Here is a 20,604-nt window from a genome sequence, read left to right on the forward strand (position 1 = left end):
CTAATGATAAGGGAGCACGACGCTCCGGGAGCATGCAATGAAGACTCCACTGTGGCTAGTCGTAGCGTGCCTGGCCGCCAGCCTGCCGACCCAGGCACAGACCTTCAAACCCATCGAACTTAAGGATCAGGAACTGGCGAACCTGCGAGGCCGCTATGTCATGCCGGGGCGGATCATCAGTTTCGGCGTCGTCATGACCAGCACCTGGCAAAATGCCAACGGTGAAGTGATCGGGGCAACCTCCTCGATGCAGATCCAGCAGTCGACCATCAAACCACAGTTCTATGTGTCGATGATCGACGAAAAAGGCAGTGGCTCGGCGCGTACGCAAAACACCGGCACCGGCACCATCACTGGCGGCAGCGGCCTCAACAGCACCGAAGGCGTCACTCAGGTCGTGCGGGCTGCCGGCGACAATAACACTGCCTACAACAACGTTGATATCAACGTCACCAAGGCTAACCAGGCACCCGCCACGCAACAGCAGGGCCAGGCACTGGCCGCAGGCTCGACGTTGGTCGGCGCCAATGGCGCGGGCTCGCTGAGCATCTCCTCAACCGGTACCGGTGTACAACTGAACATCACCGCCAACAACAACCAGGGCAGCACTGTGCAACGCCTGGCCCAGGGTGGGCTGATGCAGAACACAACATTGCTCGGCGGCGGCAACCAGGTCAGAAACCTCACCTCCCTGAATGTCGTACTACGTGAAAACGTCCCGACCGCCGGGTCGCTGAACGGCAGCCTGGACCAGCTCAAAGGAATTCGCACTCTCGGATTCTGATCTACGCTCAGTCTCATCAAATGTAGTCAGAAGGGACGGCTAACCCCATGCACCGATCGTTAACGTTCAGAGCTATCGTCTGTTTGAGTAGTCTGACCCCGGCGACAATGCTCTACGCAGCACCGGACCCTCAGGTCGAAGCATTAAAACAAGAACTCATGGAGTTGAAACAACGTTACGAAGCACAACAGAACGCGCTGATGGTACTTGAGCAGCGCGTTCGCCAGGTCGAAGCAACACCTGCGGCACCGTCTCCCAAACGCCTGACCAAATCCCCCGCCGAAACGGTAAGGGGTGGCCAGACAGTGGCCGCAGGTGCGCCCGGAACCACCGGCAGCTCCTACGGCCAATCGCTCAAAGAGGATTCGGAACCGGCACAAAGCGTTTCCAACCTGTATGACGAAGCCAGTGGCTTCTTCGGTGGCGGCAAGTTCAGCGTCGAAACCGGCCTGACCTACACCCACTACGATACCCGCGCCCTGGTGCTCAACGGCTTCCTGGCACTGGACTCGATTTTCCTCGGTAACATCAACCTCGACCGAATCAAGGCCGATAACTGGACGCTGGATCTGACCGCCCGCTACAACCTGGACCAACGCTGGCAGTTCGATATCAACGTCCCGGTGGTCTACCGTGAATCCACGTATTCCTCTGGCGGTGCCGGTGGCGCCGGCCCGGTCACCTCTGACGCGACCGTCACCCGCGACCCAGCCATCGGCGATATCAACGTCGGCGTTGCCTACAAATTCCTCGATGAGTCGGAGAACCTGCCCGACGCGGTCTTCACCCTGCGCGTCAAGGCACCAACCGGTGAAGATCCCTATGGCATCAAACTGGTCAATGACCCGAACAACAACAACTTGTCGGTACCTGAAGATCTGCCTACCGGCAATGGTGTCTGGGCGATCACACCGGGTGTCTCGCTGGTCAAGACCTTTGACCCCGCAGTGCTTTTCGGCAGCCTGTCGTATACCTACAACATGGAGGATTCGTTCAGCGACATCAGCCCTACGATCAACAGCAAAGTGCCAGGTGACGTAAAACTCGGCAACTCCTGGCAGGTCGGGGCCGGTATTGCATTTGCCTTGAACGAGAAGATGAGTATGTCGTTTTCGTTCACCGACCAGTTTGCCAGCAAAAGCAAAATCAAGCCCGATGGTGGTGAGTGGCAGTCGATCACCAACAGCGACTACAACTCGGCGAACTTCAACATCGGCATGACCCTTGCCGCAACCGACAACCTGACAATCGTCCCGAACCTCGCCATTGGCCTGACCGAAGACTCGCCAGACTTCTCCTTCAGCCTGAAATTTCCCTACTACTTCTGATGTTGTGGGAGCGAGCTTGCCTCGCGATGCGATCTGCCAGACACATCGCATCGCGAGGCAAGCTCGCTCCCACCTAGCGAATCTGATGCTTATGCAGCAAGCGGTAGAAGGTAGGCCGGGAAATCCCGAGTACCTTGGCGGCAATGCTCAGGTTATCGCTGTGCCGATTGAGCACATCGCATAACGCCTGGTGCTCGGCCCGATGTTTGTAATCTTCGAGGGTACCCATGCTCGAGGTGAAAGCATGCTGGCTGAGCAACCCCAGATCCTGAGCTTCGATCTGCCGGCCTTCGGCCAGCACCAGGCCACGTCTGACCCGGTTGGCCAGTTCGCGCACATTGCCTGGCCAGTCGTGTTTGCCCATCGCCACCAGGGCGTCCTCGCTGAAACTGCGCGGGCGTCGCCCGGTTTCCAGGCTGTAGAAATGGGCAAAATGGTTGGCCAGCATCGACAGGTCGCCATGCCGGTCACGCAATGGCGCAGTGACCACTTGCAGGACATTGAGCCGGTAATACAGGTCCTCACGAAAGCGCCCGCGGGCGATGGCGTTTTCCAGGTCCACGTGGGTTGCCGCCAGTACCCGCACATCGACGCTGATCGGCTGGCCACCACCGACCCGTTCAATGTGTTTTTCCTGGAGGAAACGCAGCAGGTTGGCCTGCAACTCCAGTGGCAGGTCACCAATCTCGTCAAGAAACAGGGTGCCGCCGTTGGCAGCCTCAATGCGGCCTATTTTGCGCTGGTGCGCCCCGGTAAACGCGCCCTTTTCATGACCGAACAGCTCGGACTGTATCAGGTGCTCGGGAATCGCCCCGCAGTTGATCGGCACAAAGGGTTTGTCATGGCGCTGCGACTGGCGGTGCAGGGTTCGCGCCACCAGCTCCTTGCCAGTGCCACTCTCGCCACGAATCAGCACCGGCGACTCGGTGGGTGCCAGTTTGCTGAGCAATTTGCGCAACTCACGAATCGGACGGCTGTCACCCAGCAATTCGTGCTCAAGCTCATCCGCATGAACGTTGCCCTTGCCACGCAGGCGCGCCATGCCGAAGGCCCGGCCAATGGTGACCTGCACCCGCGAAACATCGAACGGCAGGGTATGGAAATCGAAGAACCATTCGCAGACGAAGTCACCGACATTCTGCATGCGCAGCTCTTCGGGGCTGAGCACCGCAATCCATTCGGTATTGCTGCGGCTGATGAGGTCTTTCACCGCATCCGGACGCTGCAGGTGCATGGCCTGCAGGCGAAGCAGGCCGACATCACACGGATGTTCCGGGGCCGAAGACAAGGTACAACTGTGAACGTCCCAGCCGACATTACGCAGGCCCGGCAACAAACGGTGACAATCATCGCAAGGATCGACGATCAGCAGGCGGCGGTTGGATGCAGGTTCAAGCATGACCTTTCCTTGGCGCCAATTGTTGGAAATTTATGTAGAAACAGCAAGTTGGCGGGCCCGTCTGTAACAGTAGCAACGATGCGTCAAACGCCCACTACCGTCTGTCCGCAAAGTGTCAAGACTTGGGCGCGCCAGGGAATTTCCTTGAACTTTCAGCGTCTCACCCGGCACTTGTCAGCGCTTTTTTTGCACTCAATCAAAAAAACTTCAAAATACGTGTGACTCAACCCAGTACTGCGTGCATCAGTACAAGTAACTCACCGCTAATGCGGTTGTTTATTATCTTGTTTGGGCCCACAGAGAGACCGAACCCATGAACGCCCCGCTCCGTGTCAACGAAGCACTGCTGATTGCCGACCACGCCTTCGAACCCTTCCAGTGTGTTGCCTGGGATTCGCCTAACGGTACAGGTGAACTGAGTCTGGCAGTGATCGACCGGACCAGCACCCGCATTGGTGGCAAGCAGGTGCCATGCAGCACCTATTCCGACCCCGACCAACTGGCCAGCCTGATTGAAGAAATGCGCGCCGAGTTGCAAAAACAAGGTTGCCACCTGCAACCCTGGTCGATGCCTAAGTAAGTATCACCGATACCTGCTTACTATGATGGCCGCGCATCTTCTTGATGCGCGGCAAGCAAGTTAATTGTTTCAAAAGTTATACTGCGACATCAGGTCGCAGCGACACTTCCGTACAGTTTCTGTACGCGCCTTATTTATCCAAGCACCTTGAAACTTTCAATCGACCGGTAGTCGGCCTGTAGCTGCTGCGCCAATAAACGCGCGCGTCCCAAACGCACAGGCGAACGTTCGATATCCACCAACAGGCTCGGGCATGGCAACGGTTGCAACGGCTCCCAGGCGTTAAGCCGACCGTCGGTCAGCACCAGGCAGCGCTGTTGCTCATGCGGATATTGACGCTGGCGCGCCTGTAGCCAGTGCCGCGCCTGCTCCAAAGCGGCCAGCAAGGGCGTCCCGCCACCAGCACCGAGGCTGTCGAGCCAAGGCTGCAAAGCTGCCGAGGCTTTAAGGCCATGGCGCTGCCAGCGTGGCGCATGACCACTGGCAGTGAGCAGGGTCAGGCGCGCGCGTTGCCGGTAAGCCTGATCGAACAATCCGGCCAGCAGGCCTTTGGCCTGGCTCAAGGCCTGATACCGCCGGGTCGAGGCCGAGGCATCGACAATCACCAACCACAGTTCATGAGCGCTGGCCGTGCGTTGCTGCCAGCACAGATCACGGCGTTGACGCGGACGGCCTTTGAGCAGGGTAGCCGGCCAGGCCACGGTCGTGCCCTGTGCAGCCTCGCGCACACGCCCGCGTGGCCCTTGCTTGATCGTACCCGGGCGGGGCTTGGCATCCGCCGTCCGGGGGCGACGGATGCTCAGGGCTTTTTTGCCCAGTTCGGCACCTCGCGGCGGGCACCGGTTGCTGTCGCTTGCGGCGGCATTTCGCCCCAGGCGCCCTGCCCTTGCCGGGTATTCGAGCCATTGCCACCTTGAGGTTCCGGTGCCGGGCTGTGCGCAGGCGGTTGTGGCGCCTCGCGACGCCGATGGCGCAAGGCAAACTCGGCCACTGCCTCTATATCCTCTGCCTCGATCTGCCCGGCACCGCGCCAGGCGGCATGCGCGCGGGCGGCGCGCAGCCACACCAGGTCGGCGCGCAAGCCATCGACCCCGGCAGCAAAGCAGCGCTCGGTGATTTGCGCCAGGGCCTGATCGTCCAGGGCAATCTGCGTCAACTGCTCACGGGCAGCCTGACAACGGGCGCGCAATTTCGCTTGCGCCTCGGCCCACTGCAGGCAAAAAGCCTCAGGGTCGGCGTCGAAGTCCAGCCGCCGACGGATAATCTGCCCACGGGCCTCGGGCGCCGGTTGGCCGTCGAGGGCGACATTGAGACCAAAGCGATCGAGCAACTGCGGGCGCAGTTCGCCCTCTTCCGGGTTCATTGTGCCGATCAACACGAACCGCGCACTGTGGCGGTGGGAAATGCCATCGCGCTCGACCCGGTTGGTACCGCTGGCCGCGACGTCCAGCAGCAGGTCGACCAGATGGTCGGCCAGCAGGTTGACCTCGTCGACATACAGCACACCACCGTCGGCCTTGGCCAGTACGCCTGGAGAAAACTGCGCCTTGCCTTGGGCCAGCGCGGCGTCCAGGTCAAGCGTGCCAATCAGGCGCTCTTCACTGGCGCCCAATGGCAAGGTCACGAACGGCCCTTCACCGAGCAGATCGGCCAGGCCGCGAGCCAGCGTACTCTTGGCCATACCGCGTGGGCCTTCGATCAATACCCCACCGATTTTCGGATCGATGGCGGTCAGGCACAGCGCGAGCTTCAACGCTTCGGCGCCGACCACCGCAGACAGCGGAAAATGTGCAGGTTCAGTCATCTCAAGTCTCTTCTTCACCGTCCAGCAATTGCTCTTCGAGGGCCTCTCGGTAGTCCCCCGGTTGCTCCCACAGGCCGCGCTGCTGGGCTTCGAGCAGGCGCTCGGTGATTTCGCGCAGGGCCTGGGGGTTGTGCTGACGGATAAAGTCGCGGGTCGCCGCGTCAAGCACATAAGCCTCGGCCAGCGACTGGTAATGGTGATCGTCAATCAGGTGCGTGGTGGCATCGAAGGCGAACAGGTTATCGACGGTGGCCGCCAGCTCGAAGGCACCTTTGTAGCCGTGACGCTTGACCCCGTCTATCCATTTCGGATTGAGCGCACGGGCGCGGATTACCCGGTTGAGCTCTTCTTTCAAGGTGCGGATACGCGGGCGGTCCGGTTGACTGTGGTCACCGTGGTAACTCGCCGCCGGCTTGCCGCCCAGGCTTTCCACCGCCGCCAGCATGCCACCTTGAAACTGGTAATAGTCGTTGGAATCGAGCAAGTCGTGCTCGTGATTATCCTGGTTCTGAATCACCGCCTGCACCTGGCTCAAGCGCCGGGCAAAGTCGGCGCGCGCCGGTGTGCCTTCATCTGCGGCACCGTAGGCATAACCGCCGTGGTTGAGGTAGACCTCGGCAAGGTCCTTGCGCTCATGCCACAAGTGCCCGTCGATTGCGTTCTGCACGCCGGCGCCATAGGCACCGGGCTTGGCGCCGAAAATCCGCCAGCCGGCCTGCCGCGCCGCCTGCTCCTGGCTCATGCCCTGACGCTCGAACTCGGCACGTTCGCTGCGCACCCTGGCGGCGAGCGGGTTGAGGTCATCAGGTTCGTCCAGCGCGGCCACCGCCTGCACCGCCGCATCGAACAGCTTGATGAGGTTGCCGAAGGCATCGCGGAAGAACCCCGACACCCGCAACGTCACATCGACCCGTGGCCGATCCAGCAGGCTCAACGGCAGGATCTCGAAGTCGTCGACCCGCTGGCTGCCGCTGGCCCATACCGGGCGTACCCCAAGCAGGGCCATGGCCTGGGCGATATCGTCGCCGCCGGTACGCATGGTCGCCGTGCCCCACACCGACAGGCCGAGCTGGCGCAAGTGATCGCCGTGGTCCTGCAGGTGGCGCTCAAGGATCAGGTTGGCCGAGGCAAAACCGATACGCCACGCTGTGGTGGTCGGCAGGTTGCGCACATCGACAGTATAGAAGTTGCGCCCGGTCGGCAGCACATCAAGACGCCCGCGACTGGGGGCGCCACTGGGGCCGGCCGGAACGAAGCGGCCTTGCAAGGCGGCCAGCAGCCCTTGCAGTTCAGCCGGGCCACAGGCATCCAGTTGTGGCGCGACAGTTTGTTGCAACGCCTCGAGCACGGCGCGCACGTCTGACCACTGCGGCGCCTGCGGCACCTGAGCGGTACCAGCCAACGTGTGTGCAATGTAATGAGCGGCGAGCAGTTCCAGGCGTTCACGGGTGTCTCCCGTGGTACGCCACAACGCCTCATCCTGCGCCTGCAACAGCGCCGGACGCGGGCCGTTCCAGGGCTCGCCGAGGTCGCAATCGAGTGGGTCGAACCCCAGCGCCAGCGCTCTGGCCAGGGCCCGCAGCAAACTGGCATTGGCGCCGCGGCCATCACCACGTTCGACCCGCAACAGCGCCAGCAAGGTATCGATGCGCAAGCGCCCGCTCGGCGACTCGCCAAACACATGCAGGCCGTCGCGGATTTGCGACTCCTTGAGGTCGCACAAGTAGGTGTCCAGACGCGGCAACCAGACGGCAGCATCGTCCAGTGCGCCTTCCAGTTGCAGCTCGCGGTCAATGTGGTTATCGCGCACCAGCTCGAGAATATCCCGTTGCAACTCACGGGCTCGACGTGGATCGAGCAGTTGCGCTTCGTAATATTCGTCTGCCAGCGCTTCAAGGTGACGCAGCGGCCCGTAGGTTTCAGCGCGGGTCAGCGGCGGCATCAGGTGATCGATAATCACCGCCTGGGTCCGCCGCTTGGCCTGGGCGCCCTCACCCGGGTCATTGACGATGAACGGATAGATGTTGGGCAACGGCCCGAGCAATGCGTCCGGCCAGCAACTGGCGGACAGGCCGACGCCCTTGCCCGGTAGCCATTCCAGGTTGCCGTGCTTGCCGACATGGACCAAGGCGTCGGCGGCAAAGCCGTGGCGCAGCCAGAAATAGAACGCCAGGTAGCCGTGCGGCGGTACCAGATCGGGATCGTGGTACACCGCGCTCTGATCCAGTTGATAGCCACGAGCCGGCTGGATACCGACGAAGGTCAGGCCAAATCGCAGACCGGCAACCATCATCCGCCCGTTGCGGAACATCGGGTCCTGCTCCGGCTCGCCCCAACGCTCGCGCACGGCGTCCTGATTGGCCTGGGGCAAGGCGGCAAAGGCGGCACGATAATCTTCCAGCGCCATGCTTTGCAGGCAGGGGCGCTGGTCCAGGCTGTCCAGATCATTGCTGACGCCGCCGAGCAGTGCCTGGATCAGCGCCGTGCCGCTGTCGGGCAAGGCGCTCAGCGGATAGCCTTGCGCTTGCAGGGCACGAAGGATGTTCAAGGCTGCCGCTGGCGTATCCAGGCCGACGCCGTTGCCGATGCGCCCGTCACGGGTCGGGTAGTTAGCCAGGATCAAGGCGACGCGCTTGTCCTGGTTGGACAACTGCGCCAGTGCGCACCAGCGCCGCGCCAGTTCAGCGACAAAGTCCATACGCTCGGCATGCGGGCGATAACAGACCACATCCGACTGGCTGCGCTCGCTGCGCCAGGCCAGGTCCTTGAAGCTGATCGGCCGGGTAATGATGCGCCCGTCCAGCTCCGGCAAGACGATGTGCATGGCCAGGTCACGGGCGCCCAGGCCTTGCTCGCTGGCCTGCCAGCCCGGCTCGTTGTCCTGGGCGCAGATCGCTTGCAGCACCGGGATATCCCGGCGAAACGGGCGCAAGTGCGGTTGCTCGGGGCTGGACTGGGCAAAGCCGGTGGTATTGATGATCAATGCGGCGTCGACCTGATCGAGCCAGTCTTCGACCTGACTCAGGCAACCGGCCTCTTTAAGGCTGGCCACTGCAATTGGCAAAGGGTTGAGCCCGGCCAGTTGCAAGCGCTCGCAAAAGGTATCGATAAAGGCCGTGTTAGCCGCCTGCAGGTGCGAACGATAGAACAGGATCGGCACCACCGGCTGTTCAACCTGCCACTCGCCAAACCAGTCCGCCAGTTCGGCACTGGCTTTGCGCGGGTGATACACCGCCGTGCGTGGCAGCTGTTGCGGCTCGCTCCAGGGGTAATCGCGCTGCAGCCACTGGCTGGCCAGGCAATTGAACAGGTTCAGGGCATTGGCCTTGCCACCCTGGCGCAAGAAGTGCCAGAGCCGCTCGGCCTGCTCTGCCGACACGGTACTGAGGCTGGTAAGTTCCGGATCGGGGCGATCATCACCCGGCACCAGGATCAGCTGCACGCCACGGGCTGCCAGCTCCAGCAGTTGCTCGACACCGTAGCGCCAATAGCCGACGCCACCGTGCAACGACACCAGAATCACCTTGGCATGACGCAATACCTCGTCGACATACAGGTCGACCGAGGCATGGTTTTGCACCTGCATCGGGTTGGCCAGACGCAGGCTGGGGAAATCCTCGGGCAGTTGCTGGGCGGTTTCGGCCAGCAGCGCCAGGTGTGAGTCACCGCTGCAGAGAATGACCAGCTCGGCCGGGGTCTGGCCGAGATCGGCAATACTGTCGTCCGGTACAAAACCACCGGGCTGGGTCCGCAGCAGGTGCATGGATCAGACGCTCAAGGCGGCGCGCAGGCCCGCTTCCAGTTGGGCCGCATCCAGTTCCTGGCCGATCAGCACCAGGCGCGTGGTGCGCGGCTCTTCACTGCGCCAGGCGCGGTCGAAGTGTTTGTCGAAGCGGGTGCCCACGCCCTGAATCAGCAAACGCATCGGCTTGCCGGGGATCGCCGCAAAGCCTTTGACCCGCAGGATGCCGTGTTGCACCACCAGTTGGGTCAGGGCGTCGAGCAGCAGGCTTTCGTCGGCTTCCGGCAGCTCGATGGAGATCGAGTCGAAGGCATCGTGGTCGTGATCGTCGTGGTCATCGCCGTCATGGTGCGAGTCGTGGTGAGTACGCCGGCCATCGATATGCGCTTCCGATTCGGCGCCCAGGCCCAGCAGCACTTCCAGTGGCAGACGGCCGCTGCTGGCTTCGATCACCTTGACGGCTGGCGGCAGCTCTTCCTGCACTTCGGCGCGAACCTTGGCCAGGTCATCGGCGGCAATCAGGTCAGCCTTGTTCAGCACCACCAGGTCGGCACTGGCCAACTGGTCGGCGAACAGTTCGTGCAGCGGCGACTCGTGATCCAGGTTCGGGTCGAGTTTGCGCTGGGCATCGACCTGGTCCGGGTAGGCGGCAAAGGTGCCTGCGGCCACGGCCGGGCTGTCGACCACAGTGATCACCGCGTCAACCGTGCAGGCGTTGCGGATCTCTGGCCACTGGAAGGCTTGCACCAGTGGCTTGGGCAGGGCCAGGCCGCTGGTTTCGATGAGGATGTGATCGAGATCGCCGCGACGGGCAACCAGCTCACGCATCACCGGGAAGAACTCTTCCTGCACGGTGCAGCACAGGCAGCCGTTGGCCAGTTCATAGACGCGGCCGCTGGCCTCTTCTTCAGTGCAACCGATGCTGCATTGCTTGAGGATCTCGCCGTCGATGCCCAGCTCGCCGAACTCGTTGACGATCACCGCAATGCGCCGCCCCTGAGCGTTGTCGAGCATATGCCGCAGCAGCGTGGTTTTACCCGAGCCGAGGAAGCCGGTAACGATGGTGACGGGGAGTTTGGCCAGTGTTTTCATGTCGATGCCCTTGGCAGGATGGCGGGCATGCGGGACGAGAGCCGCAGGCATCACTACCTGGGCGCGTTCGCCACCGGATCACCCCGCCCGGTTTATGTCGGAAACTGTTCGAGGCAGGTCTCCTGGCTGACGGTGTTCAGGCCTTAGGCCTGGCATTCGCTGCGCCTTCCCGCTAGCGCCTTCGACAGCGCTGACAGTGGCGTGGCAGTAAACATCACCGTTCACAGTTGCGGGGGCAGCCGCGGCTTGAACCGCGTTCCCTTCTTAGCTTCGGCACGCGCCGAAGAACCTCGAAAGCGCAAGGCTACGCATGCTTGGGAGGCGGGTCAACGTTTGTCGCATTATCGTTGTAACGACATTGTTTATTCATGCATTTTCCGCAGACACTCATTATTTAAAATTCTATTTGCAAGTTACTTCCTACAATTTAACACCCCATAACAACCCCTGCTCAACAGCCACAGAATAGTGACCTTAACCCGCAAACTTACATCTTCTTACAAAAACCGAATTGATAAATAAAAACAACAAAGAAACCATGAGCCAACAACAGGAAGAGCCAACCACACCAGAAAGGAACTCTTGCATGATCGGCCACCATCAAAGTCCGCTGCGAGCTTTTTCCTCAAACGCCAAAAGCGTGTTCGCAACATGAGTTCCAGCACTGCAATACGGTATTCGGACGAAAGCGCACTGTATGAACTTTCCGAATCACTAAATAGCCACCACTACGCCAGCAGCGCTCATTATCCAGCGTCTCGTGCGACACGCGTAGCGTGTCTCCTCCACCAAGCTGTATGGTCAGCTTGATGGGATTTCCGGGAGGAAATCGAATACTTGGGTATCCATCCCCAAGAAACAAAACCGCCCAGAAGTTCATTGCCTTCAAGAACTTACCGCTGCGGCGGATGGCAAAACCCAAGGTCGTTCAGCTCTCGGTAGCACGACCGCAAAACCAGCAGCATCCGGTTTTGGAGAGCCCTCTACATACCAACCCAAGCGGGGGATTCGACCCCCGCAGGGGTCTCCTCCTGCTCATTTTGAATCAGGAGGCATCTACTTTCCGACCAACGGCTATCTTGCTGTCTTGGTTCGGTCTTCCAGGAGACATGAGCGAAAGCTCTGTCTGTCATTGTCCAACTGCCGCCTCTATGGAGCAGTAGCGGACTCGTTGTGCGACCAACGGTAGCCTACGACGGCATGCATCACTGGCAACGGTGGTGTGTGAAGCCCGTCAGACAACGTAGCCCCCATATGGGTGCATCTCTTCCGCGAGGAGGAATGCAGAGACTCGGAGCAGTACCGGGTTGAGGCGCTAGGCTGGCTGGTACGGCCAACACAAGTGAATCGCTGATAAACACCGTAAGGATAACCATGCCAAAACTGCTGTTAGGCATGAACCAAAATGGTACGAGGTTGGATATCCCTGTGGGATGTGGGGGTACGTCGCCATCATAACCTCCGGTGAAAAGGCGGGGCCTAACCCAGTCGTGTGACAGACAGGGAACGTGGTAAGCCCGTATAACTGCCCTTAGGGCAGGTGGACCGTAAGGAACACTGTTAGTTATGCGGGTATGGGATCGCAGAAAAAGCGAATGCCAGACCGTAATAGTCTGGATAGAGGTTGAAACATCACCTCACGGGAAACCGGGCAGACTTCTGCGTGGTCTTTCGTCGCAATTACACTGACAGGAAGCTGTCTCATTAACCCTTGGGTCCATGACCCTTGCTTTTCCGCCCTGGCGGGGTGCACTCGACCCCACCAGGGGTAGTAGTACGTGCACTCCTCTCCATGGGTGGATTCAACAATGAGAGGAAAGCAGCATGATAGCGCTCAAGCATCAATGCTCGGAGTCTGCGCTTTCCAGCGAGCCGCAACAGTGGCACGACGTCGATTGGCGTCGAGTTCAGCGGAACGTTCGGGAAATGCAGCTGCGAATTGCGAAGGCTTGTCGGGAAAGCAAATGGCGCAAGGTTAAGTCCCTGCAACGGATGCTTACCCGCTCAAAGTCGGCCAGATACTTGGCTGTACGGAGAGTCACGGAAAATCAGGGAAGCCGCACGGCGGGAGTCGATAGGCAACTCTGGGATACACCCAACGCAAAATGGAATGCGGTTGATCAATTGAAGACGCGGGGATACAAGGCTCGGCCATTACGGCGTGTCTACATCCCGAAATCGGATGGACGGGAACGCCCTTTGGGCATACCGACCATGACGGATAGGGCCATGCAAGCGCTGTATATGCTGGCCCTATCTCCCATCGCCGAAACCCGAGGAGATCCGAACAGCTACGGCTTCAGGATCGAACGCTGTACGGCGGATGCGATGGCGCAGTTGTTCTTGTGCCTATCCAAGCGGGCCTCGGCTTGCTGGGTATTGGACGCGGACATCGAGGGATTCTTCGACAACATCAACCACGAATGGCTATTAAGGAACGCCCCCACGGATACACGGATGCTTCGGCAGTGGTTAAAGGCTGGAGTCATTCACAAGGGGCAGTTACACGCAACGGACGCAGGCACGCCGCAGGGGGGAATTATCTCCCCGACGCTGGCAAATCTGGCACTGGATGGTCTGGAAACACTCCTCAAGGAACACTTGGGGATGTCAAGGGCGAAGAAGCTGAAGGTGAACGTGGTGCGATACGCCGACGACTTCGTAATCACCGGCACCTCCCCGGAGGTGCTGGAAAACGAAGTAAAACCTTGGGTAGAGCAGTTCCTCGCAACGCGCGGACTGCGGCTTTCACTCAAAAAGACGCGGATCGTTCACATCGACGGAGGCTTCGACTTTCTTGGATGGAATTTCCGGAAATACGATGGAACGTTACTGATCAAGCCGAGCAAGAAGAACGTCAAGGCGTTCTACAGCAAGATCAGAGAGGCGATCGACTCTCACAAGACGGCCAAGCAGGAGGATCTGATCCGAATGCTCAACCTAAAACTGAGAGGCTGGGCGCTGTACCACCAACCAGTAGTCGCGAAGCAGGCGTATAGCCGAATGGATTACAGGGTGTTTATCAAACTCTGGCGTTGGGCGAAAAGGCGACACCCAAACAAGACCCTCGATTGGGTAAGGAAGAAATATTTCCGATCCCTAGGCGATAGGAACTGGGTGTTCGCCACCACGGTGACTGATGAAGCTGGAACAAAACGGGAGGTCGAGCTGTACACGCTTGCGAGTACACCGATCGAGCGACATAAGAAGGTGAGTGGGGATTACAATCCCTACGATCCGGCCATGGAAGCTATAGGCGAGAAACTGAGGACCGACCGGATGCTGAAACAGCTGAAATACCGGAAACAAATCGGCACTCTATTCGCCAGCCAAAGCGGTCTATGTCAGCTATGTGGGCAACCGATCACTAGGGAAACAGGGTGGCACGACCACCACATCAATCACCGCTCTTTGGGCGGTGGCGATGAACTAGGCAATCGGGTACTCTTGCACCCCAACTGTCACAACCAGCTCCACACGCGTGGTCTGCACGTGAGCAAACCGGCTCCCTCTGGGAGCTTCGTAAAGGCTTGAGCCGTATGCGCTGAAAGGCGCACGTACGGTTCTTAGGGGGGAACTGGCCAGTAATGGTCAGTTCCCACCCGACTGGTTGCTCAACTGGGTAACGAAGCGTGTCGCGCATTCAATGCAACCTGGAACAACCTGCAGCCGGACAACTATCTGAGCGTCGGCAACGGCACTCGCGAGCGTCGCATCTGCAAGTTCGAGTACCGCCAGCGGGACAGGCGCTGGAAGACGCTCGAAAACTGCCACTTCTTTCAGACCCAGGCCCATAACCCGCTACTGGGTGGCATTCAGCGCACCTATGCGCGCAGCGAAACGTCCTTTACCGGCTCGCCCGTGCTGCAAACGCTACTGGCAGCTGACCTGGCACTCCTGGATCTGACCGTCGGCCATCGCGACTGGCTGGTCACCTGCCATCAGTTCCGGATCCCGTGCGATGAGCACAGTGCGGGCCAGGCCACGCCCGAAGGCCGACACCGCGACGGGCATGACTTTGTCTTTCAACACCTGATTCAACGCCAGCTAGTCATTGGCGGAGAAAGTCGGGTGTTTCACGAAAATGGCGAAACCGTATTCAGTGCAACCCTGACAGATTACATGGAAACCGTCGTTTTGAATGACCGGACACTTCTGCACGAAGTTTCTCCGTTGCAAAAGCCTCATGCCAGTTCAAATCCAGGCACTCGTGACATGTTGATTATTGACTTCGACTTAACGGAGCACTAATGAATCATTCCACTCACGCACTTCCGGCCGCCACCCTCAATGTACAAAACTACATTATCGAGCAGTTTGATCAGGCACGCGCACGACGGACTTCCACACTATCCCTGACCGCCAATGAGAATGTATTGTCCGAGACTGCTCGCACACTTGGACAAAACCGTCATTACGACCGTTATTTATTTAATGTCCAAACAACTGCTGGCCACCGTTATGCTGCCGACTTCAACGGCATGCAGGTCGAACACTTTCCGGAAGTCGAAAAGCTCAAGGCACTCGCGACCCAGGCTGTGCGGTTCATGTTCAACGCCGAATTCGTTGAGTACCGTTTGCTTTCCGGCGTCCATTGCACGTTGAGCGTGCTGGCGGCATTAACGGAACCAGGGAAAACCGTTCTGTCCCTGTCACCTGGGAGCGGCGGACATTTCGCTACCGGGCCAATGGTGCAAAAGATCGGCAGGCTCAGCCTGTTCTTCAGACTGAGCATCGACGGGCAAATAGATCTGGCCGATTTCGACAAACAGCTCCAGACCCTCGGGCATCAACCGTCTGCCGTGCTCCTCGACCACGGTCTGACCACACATGCGATCCCCGTCAAACCTTTGCGAAATCTGCTCAACCGCCACGGCTACCACCAGACGCTGATCATTTACGACGCTTCCCACACCCTGGGCCTTATCGCCGGTCAGGCATTTGCTAACCCGCTCGATGAGGGCGCCGACATCCTTCAGGGCAACACCCACAAGTCACTACCCGGCCCGCACCGGGCATTGATTGTCTGCCGGCGTGCCGACCTCGCCAGGCAGATCGAACAGAACGTCAGCGCTGCACTCGTGTCCTCGCCCAACCTGCCGGGACTGCTTCAACTGTTCCTTGTGGAAATGGAACGCTATGGCCAGGCTTACGCCCAACGCATGTGCGCCAACGCCCGCCAGTTGCACAACGCACTGGCCGACCTTCCCGGGTGGACAGTTCCCCCGACAGACACCCATCTACTGCTGCTCGAAAGCGCCCTCAGCTCGCATGCAGCCCAACAGCTCAACGAGCTTGGTATCCGGGTCAACAACAAGCGCATCAATGGCCGTGACTGCCTGCGATTCGGCGTTCAGGAAATCACTCGGCTGGGTATCACCAACGAGGATCTGGACGCCCTTGCACACATCTTGCGCAACGTTTTGACCGGCGGGACGAACGGCACAGAGCGAATCTGCCTGACGCACATTTGCCACCGTCTGAACCGGATTCACTATAGCTTCGACCAGGAGCCCTGCCGATGAATACGCCAAGCAGCCTGATAGTTGGCAACATTCGCGATGGCGAATACGAAGGCCTAATTGCCGAGGGCATCACACCGCTGCTCATCGCCGACAGCCGTGCAACCCGCAAAATCGCCGATGCAGCAAAGATTCCGCCAACGGCCCATTACGATTTTTCCAAGGGCCTCACTGCAGAACTGATTGATTTGACCCGGCGGCTCCTGGACAAGCACAGCTTTACTAGCGTGCTGAACTTTCGTGAGGGGTATGTTGCGATCACGGCCGGGCTGTGCGCTGCACTGCCGGCGCTGGCGCACCTGCATCGAAACGTGGAAAACACTCTCGACAAGGCCCTGCAACGCCAATGCTTCCAGCAGTCGTCCAATCCGGACCTGCAAGTGATGTCGCTGGCGGTGCGCATCGATGACCTGCTCACGCGCCCTGACGAACTGCCCTACCCGTTCATCCTCAAACCGACAAACCTCTACAGCAGCCTGTTCGTACGCTGCATCCACGACCCTCAGGAACTGCTGGATTACAAACGACACGAATGGCCGGCGCTGCAACGCTATGTGAACGGCAAACACCGGGAAACCGATCAGTTACTGCTTGAGGAGTACCTGCAAGGTTCCAACCACTCCATCGATTGTGCCATCAGCCCTGACGGGACCATCAGCAGTTTCCCGATGGTCGATGTGATTTCCGGGGTGGATATCGGCCAGAGCGACTTTCAGCACTTCGCCCGCTACACGCCTTCGATACTGGAATCCGACGCTGCGTTGAAGGGGCGCTGCCATCGTCTAGCCCACGACGCCGTGAAAGCCCTGGGGCTCAAAGGCACATTTGCCCATGTCGAATTCATTCTCACCGCACACGGGCCTCGTATTCTGGAAGTCGGCGCACGGCCTGGAGGCAGCCGAATTCACGTGATACGCCAGGCATGGCGGATGCCGCTGGACGTCTGCTACCACCGCGCCCTTTCCGGTGAACCACTGCCCCAGGCCGAGTCCGGCACGCCCCAACGCTCGTTCGGAATCGTCACGCCCTTTGCCCGCGCAGACAGGACCTACGACGGTGTGCATCAGGTCGATCGCATCCGCGACCTTCCGGGTTTCCAGCGCTGGTATGCCTATGTCAGACCGGGTGAGCGTATCGGGCCGGTCAGCAACGGTTTTCAGAATTACCTGTACATTGAATTCCGCCAACCTGATACCGCCAGCCTGCGCGCGTCCCTGCTGGCTGTTGCCGACGTCGACGTGTACGCCGAAAGCCCCGGAGATGCGCAGGCCAAACACATTCTGCTGATCGGTGGACGGGATTCGGGGCTGGATTGGGATACAGCGCAGCGCTTTCGCTTCACCCTCGTACAACAACCCGATCAGTTGTCGGACTACCAGCGTCAACACGCGTCCCTGGTACTGACCGCCGACATCGCCAATCTAGCCGCTTACAGCGAAACGATCATGCGGCTTCATCGGCAACGGCCGTTCGATGCCGTGCTGTCATTTTCGGAACAGGGTCTGATACCTGCCTCACAGCTGGGAGAGCGGCTGGGTATTGCGCACAACAACCTGCACAGTGTCGAGGTCAGCCGCGACAAACTACTGTTCCGTCAACTGTTGCAAGGCAGTCGCTACGAGTTGCCCTGCGCCGCCATCGACAGTGCCGATGATGCCCGCGTCTTTGTAGCCCGCCACGGCCCGGCGATTGTCAAACCCGTCAACGGCTCGGGCAGCCAAGGCGTCTACGCAATCAGCAAGCCAGAGGATACCGACGACCTGTCTCTGCAGGGGCACAACCTGATCGAAGCGTTCGCCAGCGGCGATGAATACAGCGTTGAGTCCCTGAGCCTGAACGGCCAGCACCAGATTCTCGGCATCACCCGCAAGCACACCAGTGGTGCTCCGGGTTACGTCGAAACCGGACATGATTTCCCCGCCGATCTGGACGACACCCGCCGTTCGCAGATCAAGGATGCGGTGCTGTGGTTGCTCGATCGCATGGATAACCGCTGGGGCCCGGCGCACACCGAGATCAAGATCGACGGTCAACGCCTGCACTTCATCGAAACCCAGACCCGTTTCGGCGGCGACCAGATTTGGGAAATGGTCTGGCGAACCACAGGCGTGCATCTTGCTGCTAGCACCATCGCGGCAATGACCGGCGTCCCATTACCCGTGCCCGAACGCCAATACGTGCAAATGGCGATCCGCCACATCGAAGCGGATGACGCAACCGACCCGCAACACCTGCACGCGCACTTGCTGCGACACCCGTTTGCACTGCACGCGTCGCTCAATCACGACAAGTTTGGACAGCCCATCCACAGCTCTTGCGACCGGCACGGTTATGTATTGCTGGCCTGTGGCGCCGATGACGACCGAAAAGCCTTCAACGCTGCCATCTCCCACCCATTGCTCAACACCCAAGGACAGGCGCAATGACCACGAAAGAGACCCTGTATCACATCGATGGCCCGATCAGTGCGGATTTCCCGCAGATCTCCTTTTCCACGAATGTATACGACAACCCAGCGGACATTCTTGGCTCGATCACCGACCTGGCCAGGCACTTCAAGGCGGTCGAATTCGAAATCGGTGAAGACGCCGAAACTGTATTCTGGTCCTTGAGCAACGATGAACGACAGACGCTGGCCCGGCAGATCCGTCAGTTTACCGAGCAAAATGAGATCACCCTGACGGTTCATGCCGGTTGGTGGGGGCGTCAGTACAACCTCTGCGCCAGTGATCTGGATGAGCGTGCACAAGCAGTGGACTGCTTGAGCGCGGCGGTGGACTTTTCACGTCAAGCCGGCGCGACCAGCGTCACATTTCATCCCGGCTACAAGGACCAGCTGGGCAACGACGTGCTGATGACGAACCTGATCGAGGCCATCAAGCAGGTCACGGCGCGTTGTGACACAGGGGATATCGCGCTGTGTCTGGAAAACATGGGGGGCCAGCGTCCGAAGTTTCCGGTGTTCACCGTCGAAGAGCATGTGTACTTCCATCAGCAGACCGGCTGCTACGTGACCATAGATGTAACCCATTTATGTTCCTTGCTGCCTTATGGACAGAGCCTGTTTGAGGCCATCGCGACACTGGCGCCGGTCACCCGCCACCTGCACATTGCCGACCTCAACGACACCCACCACCAGCACTTGCCAATTGGCGAAGGCAATTTGCCCTTGAGCGATGTATTGAACCGCTTCGCGCTCAACGGCTATCGCGGTGTGGCAGTGGTGGAAGAGTTCATTCCGCGCTTTTCCACCGCGTACTATCTGGAAAAGGCCTTGGCCTACAAAGCTGGCATGCAACACCTGCTCGCCAGGGCTCAGCAAAACATCCATGCCGGTTGAGCCTGCACGACTCGAACGTGCGCCACGCAGCGAGATTGCGTCTGGCATCCGCGATGCGTTGCCGTTCGTGTTCTCGCTGTCGCTGACGTTCACCCTGATCGGCATGCTCGGGCGGCGCCATGGCCTGGATCTACCGGCGATGGTGGTGTTCAGCGGCACGGTGATGGCTTCGCCGCTGCAGCTCACTTTGCTGGAGACACCTGCGCATCTGTTGAACGCGTTTGGCGTTCTGGTATCGGCGCTGAGTATCAATCTGCGGTTTCTGATCTTCACCCTGAGCCTGAAGTCCAGCCTCAAAGGTGCAAAAACAGCGTTCGTTCCGGCACTGGCGGTGATGGCCAATGCGGCCTTCACCCTCATGTCGATACGCAAGGAACTGCAGCCGATCAGCCGCCCCTACGCGAACACTGTGTGCTTCACGCTGTACGCCGCCGCGCTACTTGGCACCATGGCCGGTTATTGCTTCGCCAGTCTGGCCGACAGTGCGCTGATGGATGACGTCAGCGTAGTGATCGCGATCTTCATCAGCGCCTCGCTGGGCAAGATGGCCCGCGAGCGCCACAGCTTCCACGCCCAATGGATCGCCGGGCTGACCACTGCCGCGAGTCTGCTGTGGCTGGGGCAGATCAGTCTGATGCTGGTCCTCGCCGTTACCATGGTGGCGAGTTATGCCTATGACCGAACCTAGTACGTTCTGGCTGTATGTGCTGATCTGCGCGCTGATATCGGCCGTCTGCCGGCTGTTACCGCTGGCGGTGGAAATCGAGCGGCTGCCCAGCGGCGTTCGCGCCTTCATCGACCGCCTCGGCAAGTACACCTCGGTTGCGATGCTGATCAGTCTGCTGGCGGGATCACTTTATCCGCTGGCCAGTCAGCAGACCCCGTCGACGCTGTGGATCTGGCCTGTGGCCCTGGCCTGGCTACTGAGCCGCACGCGGCTCAAGCCCTACTACGCCTTTCTCATCGCGCTGGGCGTGTACGTTCTGCTAGCAATGCGTTAGTCGTCGATTGAC

At 59.7% G+C, this 20,604-nt stretch carries 15 protein-coding genes and 1 riboswitch; of the genes, 10 read left to right on the plus strand and 5 right to left on the minus strand.

Going from position 1 to position 20,604, the window contains the following annotated elements; all coding sequences use genetic code 11:
* The first annotated feature begins 37 nt into the window (after positions 1–37).
* Both fapE and fapF read left to right on the plus strand, forming a co-directional pair.
* Complete coding sequence (gene fapE, locus PSAKL28_RS13710; protein ID WP_038611259.1) at positions 38–784, plus strand: fibril amyloid subunit FapE; 747 nt, start codon at positions 38–40, stop codon at positions 782–784.
* Positions 785–831: 47 nt separating this feature from the next.
* A complete protein-coding gene (gene fapF, locus PSAKL28_RS13715) occupies positions 832–2,112 on the plus strand; it encodes a fibril amyloid transporter FapF (protein ID WP_038611262.1) in 1,281 nt (426 codons plus the stop codon).
* 73 nt (positions 2,113–2,185) lie between these two features.
* Here the strand turns inward: fapF and PSAKL28_RS13720 are convergent, their stop codons facing one another.
* Positions 2,186–3,511, minus strand: a complete 1,326-nt coding sequence (locus PSAKL28_RS13720; RefSeq protein ID WP_038611265.1) for a sigma-54 dependent transcriptional regulator — start codon at positions 3,509–3,511, stop codon at positions 2,186–2,188.
* 313 nt (positions 3,512–3,824) lie between these two features.
* Here PSAKL28_RS13720 and PSAKL28_RS13725 point away from each other — a divergent pair, with 313 nt between their 5' ends.
* Positions 3,825–4,091, plus strand: a complete 267-nt coding sequence (locus PSAKL28_RS13725; protein ID WP_038611268.1) for a DUF1652 domain-containing protein — start codon at positions 3,825–3,827, stop codon at positions 4,089–4,091.
* A gap of 134 nt (positions 4,092–4,225) precedes the next feature.
* Here PSAKL28_RS13725 and PSAKL28_RS13730 read toward each other — a convergent pair whose 3' ends face one another.
* From PSAKL28_RS13730 to cobW, 4 genes are all read right to left on the minus strand, one after another.
* A complete protein-coding gene (locus PSAKL28_RS13730; protein WP_038611271.1) occupies positions 4,226–4,819 on the minus strand; it encodes a vWA domain-containing protein in 594 nt (197 codons plus the stop codon).
* Between the two features lie 71 nt (positions 4,820–4,890).
* Positions 4,891–5,895 carry a magnesium chelatase ATPase subunit I gene (locus PSAKL28_RS13735; protein WP_038611275.1) on the minus strand — a complete coding sequence of 335 codons (1,005 nt, stop codon included), beginning with the start codon at positions 5,893–5,895 and terminating at the stop codon, positions 4,891–4,893.
* 1 nt (position 5,896) lies between these two features.
* Positions 5,897–9,658 (minus strand): cobaltochelatase subunit CobN, encoded by a 3,762-nt coding sequence (gene cobN, locus PSAKL28_RS13740; protein ID WP_038611278.1) that lies wholly within the window; start codon positions 9,656–9,658, stop codon positions 5,897–5,899.
* A 3-nt stretch (positions 9,659–9,661) separates the two neighbouring features.
* On the minus strand, positions 9,662–10,729 hold the full coding sequence (cobW, locus tag PSAKL28_RS13745; protein ID WP_038616639.1) for a cobalamin biosynthesis protein CobW: 1,068 nt from the start codon (positions 10,727–10,729) through the stop codon (positions 9,662–9,664).
* A 95-nt stretch (positions 10,730–10,824) separates the two neighbouring features.
* Positions 10,825–11,037, minus strand: a riboswitch (cobalamin riboswitch).
* A gap of 1,516 nt (positions 11,038–12,553) precedes the next feature.
* Here cobW and ltrA point away from each other — a divergent pair.
* The 7 genes from ltrA (at position 12,554) to PSAKL28_RS13775 (ending at position 20,592) form a co-directional block, all read left to right on the plus strand.
* The gene (gene ltrA / locus PSAKL28_RS13750; RefSeq protein WP_038606054.1) at positions 12,554–14,263 is read left to right on the plus strand and encodes a group II intron reverse transcriptase/maturase; all 1,710 of its coding nucleotides are present in this window, start codon (positions 12,554–12,556) and stop codon (positions 14,261–14,263) included.
* An 84-nt stretch (positions 14,264–14,347) separates the two neighbouring features.
* Entirely contained in the window at positions 14,348–14,980 is a 633-nt protein-coding gene (locus tag PSAKL28_RS27370) for a 2OG-Fe dioxygenase family protein (RefSeq protein WP_257011906.1), read from the plus strand.
* Positions 14,980–16,254, plus strand: a complete 1,275-nt coding sequence (locus tag PSAKL28_RS13755; RefSeq protein ID WP_038611281.1) for a PLP-dependent aminotransferase family protein — start codon at positions 14,980–14,982, stop codon at positions 16,252–16,254. Before PSAKL28_RS27370 ends, PSAKL28_RS13755 begins: the two co-directional genes overlap by 1 nt.
* Complete coding sequence (locus tag PSAKL28_RS26510) at positions 16,251–18,677, plus strand: ATP-grasp domain-containing protein (RefSeq protein ID WP_051939379.1); 2,427 nt, start codon at positions 16,251–16,253, stop codon at positions 18,675–18,677. Before PSAKL28_RS13755 ends, PSAKL28_RS26510 begins: the two co-directional genes overlap by 4 nt.
* On the plus strand, positions 18,674–19,591 hold the full coding sequence (locus PSAKL28_RS13765; protein WP_038611284.1) for a sugar phosphate isomerase/epimerase family protein: 918 nt from the start codon (positions 18,674–18,676) through the stop codon (positions 19,589–19,591). Before PSAKL28_RS26510 ends, PSAKL28_RS13765 begins: the two co-directional genes overlap by 4 nt.
* Entirely contained in the window at positions 19,581–20,279 is a 699-nt protein-coding gene (locus PSAKL28_RS13770) for an AzlC family ABC transporter permease (protein ID WP_038611287.1), read from the plus strand. The genes PSAKL28_RS13765 and PSAKL28_RS13770 overlap by 11 nt, the downstream gene beginning before the upstream one ends.
* Positions 20,266–20,592, plus strand: coding sequence for a hypothetical protein (locus PSAKL28_RS13775; RefSeq protein WP_038611290.1), 327 nt, complete (start codon positions 20,266–20,268; stop codon positions 20,590–20,592). The genes PSAKL28_RS13770 and PSAKL28_RS13775 overlap by 14 nt, the downstream gene beginning before the upstream one ends.
* Positions 20,593–20,604: the final 12 nt, after the last annotated feature.

This window comes from Pseudomonas alkylphenolica, from assembly GCF_000746525.1.
Classification (GTDB): domain Bacteria; phylum Pseudomonadota; class Gammaproteobacteria; order Pseudomonadales; family Pseudomonadaceae; genus Aquipseudomonas; species Aquipseudomonas alkylphenolica.

Coding starts and splice junctions, on each gene's coding strand:
- fapE (WP_038611259.1), top strand. CDS start 38: ATGAAGACTCCACTGTGGCTAGTCGTAGCGTGCCTGGCCGCCAGCCTG.
- fapF (WP_038611262.1), top strand. CDS start 832: ATGCACCGATCGTTAACGTTCAGAGCTATCGTCTGTTTGAGTAGTCTG.
- PSAKL28_RS13720 (WP_038611265.1), bottom strand. CDS start 3,511: ATGCTTGAACCTGCATCCAACCGCCGCCTGCTGATCGTCGATCCTTGC.
- PSAKL28_RS13725 (WP_038611268.1), top strand. CDS start 3,825: ATGAACGCCCCGCTCCGTGTCAACGAAGCACTGCTGATTGCCGACCAC.
- PSAKL28_RS13735 (WP_038611275.1), bottom strand. CDS start 5,895: ATGACTGAACCTGCACATTTTCCGCTGTCTGCGGTGGTCGGCGCCGAA.
- cobN (WP_038611278.1), bottom strand. CDS start 9,658: ATGCACCTGCTGCGGACCCAGCCCGGTGGTTTTGTACCGGACGACAGT.
- cobW (WP_038616639.1), bottom strand. CDS start 10,729: ATGAAAACACTGGCCAAACTCCCCGTCACCATCGTTACCGGCTTCCTC.
- ltrA (WP_038606054.1), top strand. CDS start 12,554: ATGATAGCGCTCAAGCATCAATGCTCGGAGTCTGCGCTTTCCAGCGAG.
- PSAKL28_RS13755 (WP_038611281.1), top strand. CDS start 14,980: ATGAATCATTCCACTCACGCACTTCCGGCCGCCACCCTCAATGTACAA.
- PSAKL28_RS26510 (WP_051939379.1), top strand. CDS start 16,251: ATGAATACGCCAAGCAGCCTGATAGTTGGCAACATTCGCGATGGCGAA.
- PSAKL28_RS13765 (WP_038611284.1), top strand. CDS start 18,674: ATGACCACGAAAGAGACCCTGTATCACATCGATGGCCCGATCAGTGCG.
- PSAKL28_RS13770 (WP_038611287.1), top strand. CDS start 19,581: ATGCCGGTTGAGCCTGCACGACTCGAACGTGCGCCACGCAGCGAGATT.
- PSAKL28_RS13775 (WP_038611290.1), top strand. CDS start 20,266: ATGACCGAACCTAGTACGTTCTGGCTGTATGTGCTGATCTGCGCGCTG.